Origin of the sequence: Pseudomonas khavaziana, from assembly GCF_036704165.1 — a bacterium.
Taxonomy (GTDB): Bacteria; Pseudomonadota; Gammaproteobacteria; order Pseudomonadales; family Pseudomonadaceae; genus Aquipseudomonas; species Aquipseudomonas khavaziana.
Genome location: NZ_CP129946.1, coordinates 125670 through 138177, shown reverse-complemented (window position 1 = coordinate 138177; position 12508 = coordinate 125670). Strand labels below are relative to the sequence as shown.

General features: G+C 60.9%; 8 protein-coding genes. 5 read left to right on the top strand and 3 right to left on the bottom strand.

What is annotated here, in order from left to right:
• Nucleotides 1-20 precede the first annotated feature (20 nt).
• Nucleotides 21-2204: a DNA helicase II gene (gene uvrD, locus QYQ93_RS00585; protein ID WP_124380010.1), complete on the bottom strand. Its 2184-nt coding sequence runs from the start codon at nucleotides 2202-2204 to the stop codon at nucleotides 21-23.
• Nucleotides 2205-2483: 279 nt separating this feature from the next.
• Here uvrD and QYQ93_RS00580 point away from each other — a divergent pair, with 279 nt between their 5' ends.
• The 3 genes from QYQ93_RS00580 (at nucleotide 2484) to QYQ93_RS00570 (ending at nucleotide 6798) form a co-directional block, all read left to right on the top strand.
• Entirely contained in the window at nucleotides 2484-5357 is a 2874-nt protein-coding gene (locus QYQ93_RS00580; protein ID WP_338476042.1) for an EAL domain-containing protein, read from the top strand.
• 164 nt (nucleotides 5358-5521) lie between these two features.
• Nucleotides 5522-6388: a transcriptional regulator HexR gene (hexR, locus tag QYQ93_RS00575; protein ID WP_003177007.1), complete on the top strand. Its 867-nt coding sequence runs from the start codon at nucleotides 5522-5524 to the stop codon at nucleotides 6386-6388.
• Between the two features lie 212 nt (nucleotides 6389-6600).
• Entirely contained in the window at nucleotides 6601-6798 is a 198-nt protein-coding gene (locus tag QYQ93_RS00570; protein WP_080889045.1) for a PA3496 family putative envelope integrity protein, read from the top strand.
• On the opposite strand, the gene QYQ93_RS00565 is transcribed toward QYQ93_RS00570, so the two are convergent.
• Nucleotides 6728-7702, bottom strand: a complete 975-nt coding sequence (locus tag QYQ93_RS00565) for a LysR family transcriptional regulator (protein WP_043048165.1) — start codon at nucleotides 7700-7702, stop codon at nucleotides 6728-6730. The genes QYQ93_RS00570 and QYQ93_RS00565 overlap by 71 nt on opposite strands.
• A gap of 195 nt (nucleotides 7703-7897) precedes the next feature.
• On the opposite strand from QYQ93_RS00565, the gene QYQ93_RS00560 reads away from it, so the two are divergent.
• Together QYQ93_RS00560 and oadA are read left to right on the top strand one after the other, a co-directional pair.
• Nucleotides 7898-9313: an acetyl-CoA carboxylase biotin carboxylase subunit gene (locus tag QYQ93_RS00560; RefSeq protein ID WP_003195732.1), complete on the top strand. Its 1416-nt coding sequence runs from the start codon at nucleotides 7898-7900 to the stop codon at nucleotides 9311-9313.
• Between the two features lie 11 nt (nucleotides 9314-9324).
• Entirely contained in the window at nucleotides 9325-11133 is a 1809-nt protein-coding gene (gene oadA / locus QYQ93_RS00555; RefSeq protein WP_338476039.1) for a sodium-extruding oxaloacetate decarboxylase subunit alpha, read from the top strand.
• Nucleotides 11134-11216: 83 nt separating this feature from the next.
• Here oadA and QYQ93_RS00550 read toward each other — a convergent pair whose 3' ends face one another.
• Complete coding sequence (locus tag QYQ93_RS00550; RefSeq protein WP_338476037.1) at nucleotides 11217-12506, bottom strand: autotransporter outer membrane beta-barrel domain-containing protein; 1290 nt, start codon at nucleotides 12504-12506, stop codon at nucleotides 11217-11219.
• Nucleotides 12507-12508: the final 2 nt, after the last annotated feature.

Sequence of the window (12508 nt, the reverse complement as noted above, 5' to 3'; positions counted from 1 at the left end):
CGCTCCTACAGGGGAGGGTGTCAGACCGCTTCGAGCTTTGCATAGCCCATCATCAGCCACTTGCTGCCTTCGGCGAAGTTCACCTGCACCCGCGCCTGGGCACCGGCGCCTTCGAAGTTGAGGATCACGCCCTCGCCGAAGATCGCATGCCTGACCTGCTGGCCCAGGCTGAACGGGGTTTCCGGAATTTCGGAACCGGCGAACATGGTGCTGGAATTTTGCTGCTGTCCACCGCCGAACGGGCGGCTGACGCTGTTGGAAAGGCGCACTTCCTGGATCAGCCCTTTCGGCACTTCACGTACAAAGCGCGACACCTTGTTGTAGGTTTCGCTGCCGTACAGGCGTCGGGTCTCGGCATAGGTCATCACCAGGTTCTGCATCGCCCGGGTAATGCCTACATAAGCCAGGCGGCGTTCTTCCTCGAGGCGGCCGGGTTCTTCCAGGCTCATCTTGTGGGGGAACAGGCCTTCTTCCATGCCCACCAGGAATACGTAGGGGAATTCCAGGCCCTTGGCGCTGTGCAAGGTCATCAGCTGGATGCTGTCTTCGTGCTCATCGGCCTGAGTATCGCCAGCTTCCAGCGACGCGTGGCCCAGGAAGGCGGCGAGCGGCGTCAGCTCTTCGTCGTCCTCGGTGTTTTCGAAGGCGCGGGCGGCACTGACCAGTTCCTCAAGGTTTTCTACCCGGGCCTGGCCTTTCTCGCCTTTTTCCGCTTCGTGATAGGCGATCAGCCCGGACTGCTCGATCACGGTCTGGGTCATCAGGTGCAGGGGCATTTCTGCGCACTTGGCGGCCAGGTTCTCGATCAGCTCGACAAACACACCCAGCGCCCCGGCGGCGCGGCCGGTCAGGCCTTTGTTGGCGATCAGCAAACGCATGGCCTCCCACATCGACACATCGGCATGGCGTGCATGGTCGCGGATCGCTTCGACGGTTTTCTCGCCGATGCCACGGGCCGGGATATTGATCACGCGCTCCAGGGCTGCATCGTTGCCACGGCCTTCCAGCAAGCGCAGGTAGGCCATGGCGTTCTTGATTTCCGCCCGTTCAAAGAAGCGCTGGCCGCCATAGATACGGTAGGGGATGCGTTCGCGCAACAAGGCTTCTTCCAGCACCCGCGATTGGGCGTTGGAGCGGTACAGAATCGCGATATCGCTGCGCGCCAGGCCGGTTTTCAGCGCGCTTTCGATGGTTTCCACCACGTAGCGCGCTTCATCGTGCTCGTTGAACGCCGCGTACAGGTTGATCGCCTCGCCTTCGCCGCCGTCGGTCCACAGCTCTTTGCCCAGGCGCCCGGTGTTGTTGGCGATCAAGGCATTGGCGGCCTTGAGAATCCCGGCGGTGGAGCGGTAGTTCTGCTCCAGGCGAATGGTCACCGCGTCCGGGAAATCTTCGGAGTACTGGTAGATGTTCTCGATTTTCGCGCCGCGCCAGCCGTAGATCGACTGGTCGTCATCGCCCACCACCATCAGGCTGTCGCCGCCCTTGGCCAGCAGGCGCAACCAGGCGTATTGCACGGCGTTGGTGTCTTGGAACTCATCCACCAGGATGTGGCGGAAGCGCTTCTGGTAATGGGCCAGCAAACCGGGGTTGTCGCGCCACAGGTCGAGGGCGCGCAGTAACAGCTCGGAGAAGTCGATCACGCCGGCGCGCAAGCAAGCCGCCTCGTAGGCTTCATAAATGCTGCGCATGGTAGCCAGGAACAAATCGCCGCTGGCCTGGATATGTTGCGGACGCAGGCCCTCGTCCTTCTGGCCATTGATAAACCACTGGGCCTGGCGCGCCGGCCAACGTTGTTCGTCGAGGCCCAGTTCGCGGATCACGCGCTTGACCAGGCGTTGCTGGTCATCGCTGTCGAGAATCTGGAAGGTCTGGCTCAGCCCCGCTTCCTGCCAATGCGCCCGCAACAGGCGGTGTGCCAGGCCGTGGAAGGTGCCCACCCACATGCCGGCCGGGCTGATGCCCATCAACTGCTCGATGCGATGGCGCATCTCGGCAGCGGCCTTGTTGGTGAAGGTCACCGACAGGATGGAGTGCGGGGACGCGTTTTCGACCTGGATCAACCAGGCGATACGGTGCACCAGCACTCGGGTTTTACCGGAGCCAGCACCGGCCAGGACCAACTGACGGCCAACGGGGGCCGCTACGGCCTGGCGTTGGGCATCGTTGAGGGAGTTCAGCAAAAGAGAGAGATCATCGCGCATCGACGCATTCTATGGGCCTAAGGGTGCTCGGGCAAATCCCAATGCCAGATGGTCGACGCAAAACATCCCGCACACTACCGCGCGGGCAAACATTGCGCCGTGAGGGATGACCGGTTGGTCACCGGCCGCAGCCCGCGCCGCGTCTCGCTCAAGCTGTCTGGGCCAAAGGTTTGCGGCCGATCCTGGCGGGGTTTTTATGACCTGGAGCAGTTTGGTGCAGGCGCTTGCTTGTGTATGCTCCGTCGACGTTTCGGGCTCACCATTATAAGAACACCGCCTATGACCCTTAGCACCGACCTGTTCGGCCCCTTGGCGGCGCCAGCGCAGGTCATCCGTAAACACTATGCAACCCAAATGGCGGTCGAGCGTACACGCCTGCTATATCAGGGGTCGCTGCTGCCGACCTTGCTGATGTTGGTCAACGGCCTGGTCTGTGCCTGGTTGCTGTGGAACCCCGAGCAATACCTGCTCGACAGCATTTGGCTGCTTTGGCTACTGGCCCTGGTGGCGATGCGTGTGATTCAGGTGGCAGCCTTTGATTCGGCGATGCCTAGCCGTCAGGCCCAGCCGGTGTGGCGGCGTATGTTCATGCTCGGTTCGGCGGTCAGTGGCTTGACCCTGTCCGTCGCGGCCATCGCCCTGGTACCTGCCGACAGCTTCATGCATCAGGCCTGGGTGTTTGGCCTGATCGGCGCCGCTTCATTGTCGGCCAGCGTGGCCTATGCCGTGAGCCTGTGGGCCTTCCTGTCGTTTGTCTTGCCGTGCCTGGTGCCGGCCATCGTCTATCTGTTCTGGAATGGCACGGCCCAGCAGCAGGGCTGGGGTGTGCTCGGCCTGATCCTGCTGGCGTCCCTGAGCCTGGTGGCCTGGCAGGTCAACCGGCTGATCCAGCGCGGGCTGTTGCGACGATTCCAGAACCAGGCCCTGATCGAGCATTTGCAACAGTCTCAGCAGCGCAGCGAGCAGTTGAACCTGGAGCTGGTGCGCGAAGTCGAGCAGCGCCGCCAGGTTGAACAGGACTTGCGCGAGGCCCAGGTCGGCCTGCAAGACCGCGTGGCGCGACGCAGCCAGGAGCTGGATGCCGCCAGCCTTGCCCTGAATAAAAGCGAAGCGCGCCTGGCCATGGCCCTGCAAGCCAGCGAACTGGGCCTGTGGGATTGGAACCTGCAAACCGACGAAGTCCACCACACCCAACTCAAGGAGCTGTTCGGCCTGGAGCCCGAGTACGTCACGGCGATGCTCAGCCATCTCAAGCCGCGCCTGCACCCCGACGACCTGCCGCTGCTCAAGCGTGCGCTGGTGGAGCATCTCAAAGGCCGTAGCGAGGACTATCAGGTGGAGTACCGGGTGCGCCATGGTGACGGGCATTGGGTGTGGATCCAGGACCGTGGCCGTGCGGTGGAGCGTGCGCCCAACGGCCGCGTGACCCGCATGCTCGGCACGCGCCGCGACATCAGCGCCAGTAAGGCGCTGGAAGAACAGCAACGGCTCGCCTCGACGGTGTTCGAGGCGGCCAGCGAAGGCATCGTGATCCTCGATCCCGAGTACGTGCTGATCGCGGTGAACCAGGCATTCAGCCGTGTCACCGGTTTTGACATCGACGACATGCTTGGCCGCAATGTAGTGGAACTGCCCAGCAGTCGCGATGCGCGCCGCCACTTCCCGGTGATTCGCCAGGCGCTGCTCAGCCACGGTACCTGGCAGGGCGAGTTGGTGGAAACGCGCAAGAACGGTGAGCTCTACCCGCAGTGGCTGCAACTGAACGTAGTGCGCGATGTTCGGGGAAACGTCAGTCATATCGTGGGTTTTTTCGCCGATCTGTCGGCGCGGCGCGAATCCGAGGAGCGTATGCGCTACCTCACTCACTACGATGAACTGACCGGCCTGGCCAACCGCTCGCTGTTTCGCGAACGCCTGCGCGAGGCCCACCAGCGGGTGCGTCAGGGCGGGCGCAGCCTGGCGCTGCTGCATATCAACCTGGACCGCTTCAAGTTGCTCAATGACAGCTTGGGCCATGAAGTGGCCGACCAGTTATTGCAGAAAATGGCCCGGCGTCTGATCAACGCGTTGCCTGAAGCCGACACCATTGCGCGCCTGTCCGGTGACGAGTTTGCCGTGCTCTTCGACGCCTACGGCAACCTGTCGAGCCTGGCACGGGTGGCGACGCGGCTGCTGGCAAAACTGCGTGTACCGGTGACAGTGGAAGGGCATGAGCTGGTGGTCAGCGCCTCAATGGGGGTAAGTCTGCTGCCGGATAATGCGCGGGAAATTTCTGCGCTGGTCAGCCAATCGAATATGGCCATGCAGCACGCCAAGCACTTGGGCGGGAATAATTTCCAGTTTTACACCGACAGTCTGCAAGCCAGCACCCTGGAGCGTTTGCAGCTGGAAAACCACCTGCGTAAAGCCATCGAGGAGCGTCATCTGAGTGTGTTCTACCAGCCTAAACTGTGCCTGGCCACCGGCAAGCTGAATGCCGCCGAGGCGCTGATCCGCTGGGAGCATCCGCAATGGGGCATGGTGCCGCCCGGGGACTTTATCGGCCTGGCCGAAGAAACCGGCTTGATCGTGCCGTTGGGCGAATTCGTGCTGCGCCAGGCGTGTTGGCAGGCTTGCGAGTGGCAGCGCCAGGGGCTCGCGCCGATTCGGGTATCAGTCAACTTGTCGGTGCATCAGTTGCGCCAGGGCAAGCTGGTCAGCCTGGTGCGCCAGGTCCTGGAAGAAACCGGCCTGGACCCGCAATACCTGGAGCTGGAATTGACTGAAAGCCAGTTGCTCGACAGCGTTGAACACATCATCGCCACCTTCCAGCAGTTGCGCGACCTGGGGGTGAAACTGGCCATCGACGACTTTGGCACAGGTTATTCCTCCCTGAGCTACCTCAAGCGCATTCCGGTGGACTACGTGAAGATCGACCAGACCTTTATCCGTGGCCTTGGCCAGGGACGTGAGGATGCGGCGATCACCCGTGCAATCATCGCCATGGCCCATGGGTTGGCGCTCAAGGTCGTGGCCGAAGGCGTGGAAGATCAGCAGCAGCTGGAATTTCTGCGCGGTGAGCAGTGCGACGAAGTGCAAGGTTATTTGATCAGCCAGCCGATGCCGGCTGAAGGGTTGGCGGATTTGTTACGCAAAAATGCAGATTTTTCTTAACGCAGCGTAGGCCGAATATATGGCTACATAGCGCCTGCCCGCTGAAACCAGAGGGGGAGCAGGGCGATTTAGTGATGCATCGAACGGGCAAAACGAGAATTCTTGTAGTATAACTACAAGCTTGCTACATCCCTGGCGCCTGCCAATAACAAGAGTCCTGCCCTTTGAACCTGTTGCAACATATCGCCCAGTCGCGCCACCTGTTACGCAAATCGGAACTCAAGGTTGCCGATCATGTGCTGCTTGATCCTGCGGCCGTGATGCACAGTTCCATGGCCGACCTGGCCCACAGCGTGGGCATCAGTGAGCCGACCATCGTGCGCTTCTGTCGCGCCATTGGCTGCTCCGGGTTCCAGGATTTGAAACTCAAGCTGGCACAGAGCCTGGCGGCTGGTGCGAGCTTTGGTCAGTTTGCGATCCACGAAGACGACTCCGTCGCCGACTACAGCCTGAAAATCTTCGACACCACCTTGCATACCCTGATGGAAGTGCGTGAGAAGCTCGACCCGGTGGAGCTGCAAAAGGCTGTGACCGCCATGTCCCAGGCCCAGCGTGTCGAATTCTATGGCTTTGGTGCCTCGGGCGCGGTGGCGGCCGATGCCCAGCACAAGTTCTTTCGCCTGCTGCTGACGGCTGCCGCCTACAGCGACCCGCACATGCAGGCAATGTCGGCAGTGACCTTGAAGCCCACTGACGTGGCGATCTGTATATCCCAGTCCGGTCGTTCCAAAGATTTGCTGATCACCGCCAACCTGGTGCGTGAGAGCGGCGCTTCGCTGATTACCCTGTGCCCGAGCCAGACGCCATTGGCGGAACTGTCCACGGTGAACCTGGCGATCGATGTGCATGAAGACACCGAAATCTATACGCCGCTGACCTCGCGTATCGCTCATCTGGTGGTGATCGATGTGCTGGCGATGGGTGTGGCCATGGCCCGTGGTCCTAGCCTGGTCAACCACCTCAAGAGCGTGAAGCGCAGCTTGCGCAGCCTGCGGCTGTCGCCCAAATCCGTCAAAGCCCTCGACGACTAAAAAATTGTACACAGTAAAAAATGTGGGAGGGGGCTTGCTCCCGATAGCGGAGTGTCAGTCCTCCATTCATTGACTGACCCACTGCTATCGGGAGCAAGCCCCCTCCCACATTGGAATCTATTGTGTGTCCAGAATCTTCATCAGGCTGTCATCGCCCCGTCATCCCCCGCGTCCACCCTGTACTCCCCCGTACTCGCATTGGGAGACTCCAAATGACCCGGCACTACGAAGACAGCAACAGCACCGTCAAGACCCGTCGTCAGCAGGAAGACCAGCGCCGCATGGCGTTCCGTCGCGCCATCGAAGACCGTTGCGAAGAGCGTCAGTTGCTCCAGAGCATCACGGACTACCCGGAACTTCATTGGCAGGCACCCGTGGCCGCCCAGCGAAACGCTCAGCCAACGCGCTGATCTGCACCCTTTCGCTGCGGATAAAGCCCAGGAACGCATGGGCCACCGGTGACAGGCGTTTAGCCTTGGCCTGCACCAGGCACCAACTGCGGTACAGCGGCAGTTCTTCCACCGGCAGCTCCTTGAGCCCGCCGGTGGCCAGCTCCATGTTGACCGCGTGACGCGTCAGCAGGGCCACGCCCAACCCTGCGCTCACGCATTCGCGCTGTGCCTCGGCCGAGGCCACTTCCACCGTCTGGGTGAAATGCACGCGTTTTTCCTTGAAGTATTCTTCGCAGGCCAGACGCGTACCGGAGCCCGGTTCGCGCAGCAGCAATGTGTAAGGCTCCAGGTCTTGCAGGCGCAACGGCCCTTGCAGGCTCAGGGGGTGGTCGAGGGGCGCCACGGCGACAATCGGGTTGTTGAGAAACGGCAGGAATTCCAGGCCCATGTCCTGGGGCACCATGGACATGATCACCAGATCGTCGCGGTTATCCGAAAGCCGGCGAATGACCTGGGCGCGGTTGACCACAGTCAGGTGCAATTGCACCTCTGGATGTTGGCGCTTGAAGGCGGCAAACAGGTGCGGCACGAAATACTTGGCGCTGGATTCCACCGCCAGTTTCAGCTGGCCCTGCAGCGAGCCCTGCATGTCCGATAGTTGCATGTCGAGGTTTTCCAGGCGCCCGAAGATATCTCGGCTGGCGCGCTGCAAGGCTTCGGCCGCCTCGGTCATGTAAAGTTTTTTGCCAACATAATCGAACAGCGGTTGGCCGATCAGCTCTTCCAATTGACGAATTTGCAGGCTGACCGCGGGTTGCGTCAGGGACATTTCCTCGGCCGCGCGGCTGTAGGAGCGCAGATCGCAGACCTCATGAAAGATCTGCAATTGACGTAATGTCAGTCTCATCAGTGACTTACGCATTATTTACATCCCCTCACTCCTGGCTATCCGGCCAACTATAAGTCTTTGCTTATGCTTGACCCAATAATTATTGATTTTTGTTAATCCCTTGGCAGGCTTAGTGTGTGTCTCGCGACTGTCATGAAACATTTGGTCACGCGCCGACCCAGCTCCATCGGGTCGCAGACGCAGCAATCGGCTCAAGGGAATTTCCAAGTGATAAAAAAGATCCTGATCGCCAACCGTGGTGAAATTGCCGTACGAATCGTACGTGCCTGCGCCGAGATGGGCATTCGCTCGGTCGCGGTCTACTCGGACGCCGACCGCCACGCGTTGCACGTCAAACGTGCCGACGAAGCCCACAGCATTGGCGCCGAGCCCCTGGCCGGCTACCTGAACCCGCGCAAGCTGGTGAACCTGGCGGTGGAAACCGGTTGCGACGCCCTGCACCCCGGCTACGGCTTCCTGTCAGAAAATGCTGAACTGGCGGACATCTGCGCCGAACGCGGGATTAAGTTCATCGGTCCATCGGCCGAAGTCATCCGCCGCATGGGCGACAAGACAGAAGCGCGCCGCAGCATGATCAAGGCCGGTGTGCCGGTCACTCCCGGTACTGAAGGCAACGTTGCGGATATCCACGAAGCGCTTACCGAGGGCGATCGCATTGGTTACCCGGTGATGCTCAAGGCCACCTCCGGTGGTGGCGGGCGCGGTATTCGTCGTTGCAACAGTCGCGAAGAACTTGAACAAGCCTTCCCCCGCGTTATTTCCGAAGCCACCAAGGCGTTCGGTTCGGCGGAAGTGTTTTTGGAAAAATGCATCGTCAATCCCAAGCACATCGAGGCGCAGATCCTCGGTGACAGCTTTGGCAACGTGGTGCATTTGTTCGAGCGTGATTGCTCGATCCAGCGTCGCAACCAGAAACTCATCGAAATTGCTCCAAGCCCCCAGCTGACCCCCGAACAGCGCGCCTATATCGGCGACCTGTCGGTGCGTGCCGCCAAGGCCGTTGGCTACGAGAACGCCGGCACCGTGGAGTTCCTGCTCGCCGAGGGCGAGGTGTACTTCATGGAGATGAACACCCGGGTGCAGGTGGAACACACCATCACCGAAGAAATCACCGGGATCGACATCGTGCGTGAGCAGATCCGCATAGCCTCGGGCCTGCCGCTGTCGGTGAAACAGGAAGATATCCAGCACCGTGGTTTCGCGTTGCAGTTCCGTATCAACGCCGAAGACCCGAAGAACAACTTCCTGCCCAGCTTCGGCAAGATCACCCGTTACTACGCACCCGGCGGCCCCGGCGTACGCACCGACACGGCGATCTACACCGGCTACACCATCCCGCCGTTCTACGACTCCATGTGCCTGAAACTGGTGGTGTGGGCGTTGACCTGGGAAGAAGCCATGGACCGCGGCCTGCGAGCCCTGGATGACATGCGCCTGCAAGGCGTGAAGACCACCGCCGCCTACTACCAGGAAATCCTGCGCAACCCGGAATTCCGCAGCGGCCAGTTCAATACCAGTTTCGTGGAAAGCCACCCTGAGCTGACCAACTACTCGATCAAGCGCAAACCCGAAGAGCTGGCCCTGGCCATCGCCGCCGCCATCGCCGCCCACGCAGGCCTGTGAGGAATATAACAATGAGCAAGAAGATTTTCGTAACCGACACTATCCTGCGCGACGCCCATCAATCGTTGCTCGCAACCCGCATGCGCACTGACGACATGCTGCCGATCTGCGACAAGCTCGACAAAGTCGGCTACTGGTCCCTGGAAGTCTGGGGCGGCGCAACCTTCGACGCCTGCGTGCGCTTCCTTAAGGAAGACCCGTGGGAGCGCCTGCGCAAACTGCGCGCCGCATTGCCCAACACGCGCCTGCAAATGCTGCTGCGCGGCCAGAACCTGCTGGGCTATCGCCACTACAGCGATGACGTGGTAAGGGCTTTCGTGGCCAAGGCGGCGGTTAACGGTATCGACGTGTTCCGTATCTTCGACGCCATGAACGACGTACGTAACCTGCGCGTGGCTATCGAAGCCGTCAAGGCCGCTGGTAAACATGCCCAGGGCACCATCGCCTACACCACCAGCCCGGTGCACACCGTCGAGGCCTTCGTGGCCCAGGCCAAGCAGTTGGAATCCATGGGTTGCGACTCGATCGCGATCAAGGACATGGCCGGGCTGCTGACCCCGTACGCCACCGGCGAGCTGGTCAAGGCGCTGAAAGCCGAACAGAGCCTGCCGATTTTTATCCATTCCCACGACACCGCCGGTTTGGCCGCGATGTGCCAGCTCAAGGCCATCGAAAACGGTGCCGATCATATCGACACCGCCATCTCCAGCTTCGCCTGGGGCACCAGCCACCCGGGTACCGAGTCGATGGTCGCCGCGCTTAAAGGCAGCGAATTCGACACCGGCCTGAATCTGGAGCTGCTGCAGGAGATCGGCCTGTATTTCTACGCCGTGCGCAAGAAATACCATCAGTTCGAAAGCGAATTCACCGCGGTCGACACTCGCGTGCAAGTCAACCAGGTGCCGGGCGGGATGATTTCCAACCTGGCCAATCAGTTGAAAGAGCAGGGCGCCCTCAATCGCATGAGTGAAGTGCTGGCCGAAATCCCCCGTGTGCGTGAAGACCTGGGCTTCCCCCCACTGGTCACCCCGACCTCGCAGATCGTCGGCACCCAAGCGTTCTTCAACGTGCTGGCCGGCGAGCGCTACAAGACCATCACCAACGAAGTGAAGCTCTATTTGCAAGGCGGCTATGGCAAGGCGCCTGGCACCGTGAACGAGAAACTGCGTCGCCAGGCCATCGGCAGCGAAGAAGTGATCGACGTGCGTCCGGCCGATTTGCTCAAGCCGGAAATGACCAAACTGCGCGGCGAAATCGGCGTGTTGGCCAAGTCCGAAGAAGACGTGCTGACCTATGCCATGTTCCCGGACATTGGGCGTAAATTCCTTGAAGAGCGCGACGCGGGCACCCTGGCACCGGAAGTGCTGCTGCCGATTCCGGAAGCCGGCGGTGTGGCCCGTGCCGGTGGCGAAGGTGTGCCGACCGAATTCGTCATCGACGTGCATGGCGAAAGCTACCGCGTCGACATCACCGGCGTGGGGGTGAAGGCCGAAGGCAAGCGCCACTTCTACCTGTCCATCGACGGCATGCCGGAAGAAGTGGTGTTCGAACCGCTCAACGAGTTTGTCAGCAGCGGCGGCAGCAAACGTAAGCACGCCACCGAACCGGGGCATGTGAGCACGGCGATGCCGGGCAATATCGTCGACGTGCTGGTCAAGCAAGGCGATGTGGTCAAGGCCGGCCAGGCCGTGCTGATTACCGAAGCCATGAAGATGGAAACCGAAGTGCAGGCAGCGATTGCCGGCAAGGTGACCGCCGTTCATGTGGCCAAGGGCGACCGGGTCAACCCTGGCGAAATCCTGATCGAGATCGAAGGCTGAGTACAGCCTTCGAGACTAACGTTTAATCCTCGGGGGGGCAGGTGCTCCCCTTTTTTTTGCCCGCTATTGAGCGTTCGGCAGCGCTAGAAGCTCATCTTCCACTGACCCATCAGACCCTGGTCGCGACCGTGGTTGCCGCTTTGGCTGGTATAGGTCAGGCCGATACTGTGTTGGGTCGAGAAGGCCAGGTCCAGACCCGCTTGCAGGTCCAGACTGTCGCGGTCCAAGGCGGTGCCCGTGATGGTGAATGCATCGATCATGGTTGGCGCATGGCGCGAGGATTGGCGGACCTGGCTGTCGACGTCGCCATAGAGATGTTTCCAGCTGGTGCTCAGGTGGGGCGTGAGGCTCATCTTGTTGTCGAACCGATACACCGTCGCCACGCGCAGGCCGAGGGTGCTGTTCAGGTTTCGCTGGGTCTGTGGGCCGACATTCAACGCGGTCAGGCCGCCGCTTTCTTTGAAGCGTTCGCGCTGGTAACGCTGGTAACCGAGGCCAACGAAAGGTTCGACACTGGAGTCGTCATTGCCCAGTTGATAGCCTAATTCAGAGAACAGCGTTTGACTGCTGGCGTTGTAGCTGCCTTTGAGCGACTCCGTGGCATTCAAAAGGCTGACGCTGCGTTTGTTCTGCCCGGCATGGTTGCTGTAGATCGCGCCAAGGCGCAGGGCCAATGGGCCATCCTGGCGCACGGCATAGCCGCCCAGGTGCCAGCTGTCCAAATCGGCGGCAAAACGCTTGGCATCGAAGCGACTGGAGGTCTTAGCGCCCATGACACCCACCCGCCAGGCAGGGTCGATTGCCCAGTCGGCGCCCAGCAACAGGCCTTGGGTATCGTGTTTCAAGCCAGCACTGCCGTGTTGTGAATCAAGGCTGCCGCCATTACCCAGGCCCTGTACCCAGAAGTGGCCTGCGTCGTCAGTAGGCAGTGTGCGCAAGGTGGAGAGCAATTGGCTGCTCAGGTGTTGTGTGCTGCGCTGGGTCGCGGCGGCCAGGTTGGCGTTTTGGCTACCGGCCAATTGTTCAAGAGCCGCGCCGATGCCTCCGGGCTGCTTGCTCAGTTGGTCGAGTTTTTGCTGCATGTCCTTGAGCTCTTCGGCGCTCATTTGGCCGGATTCAACCAGACCAATCAAGGCCGGTTCCAGCACCTTGGCGACCTGTAGACCGTTGTGCGAGGTGGCCTGCTGCGTAAGGAAACCGTCGAAAGGCGGAGGAATGGGCGGGGCCCCGAACCCGGACATGAACTCCCACTGAGCGGGAGCGGCGTCGTAGGGCGACCGGTATTCGATATCGCCGCGCGCGTGCACCGGTTGAAAACTGGCGGCTGCCGCAAGGCTGATGACTATCGCGATTCTTTGGAGTGTAAAGGGCATGA

Bases quoted from the DNA above. Each gene is read 5' to 3' on its own strand.
- QYQ93_RS00570 (WP_080889045.1), top strand. From the start codon at position 6,601: ATGACCCGGCACTACGAAGACAGCAACAGCACCGTCAAGACCCGTCGT.
- oadA (WP_338476039.1), top strand. From the start codon at position 9,325: ATGAGCAAGAAGATTTTCGTAACCGACACTATCCTGCGCGACGCCCAT.
- QYQ93_RS00580 (WP_338476042.1), top strand. From the start codon at position 2,484: ATGACCCTTAGCACCGACCTGTTCGGCCCCTTGGCGGCGCCAGCGCAG.
- QYQ93_RS00565 (WP_043048165.1), bottom strand. From the start codon at position 7,702: ATGCGTAAGTCACTGATGAGACTGACATTACGTCAATTGCAGATCTTT.
- QYQ93_RS00550 (WP_338476037.1), bottom strand. From the start codon at position 12,506: ATGCCCTTTACACTCCAAAGAATCGCGATAGTCATCAGCCTTGCGGCA.
- uvrD (WP_124380010.1), bottom strand. From the start codon at position 2,204: ATGCGCGATGATCTCTCTCTTTTGCTGAACTCCCTCAACGATGCCCAA.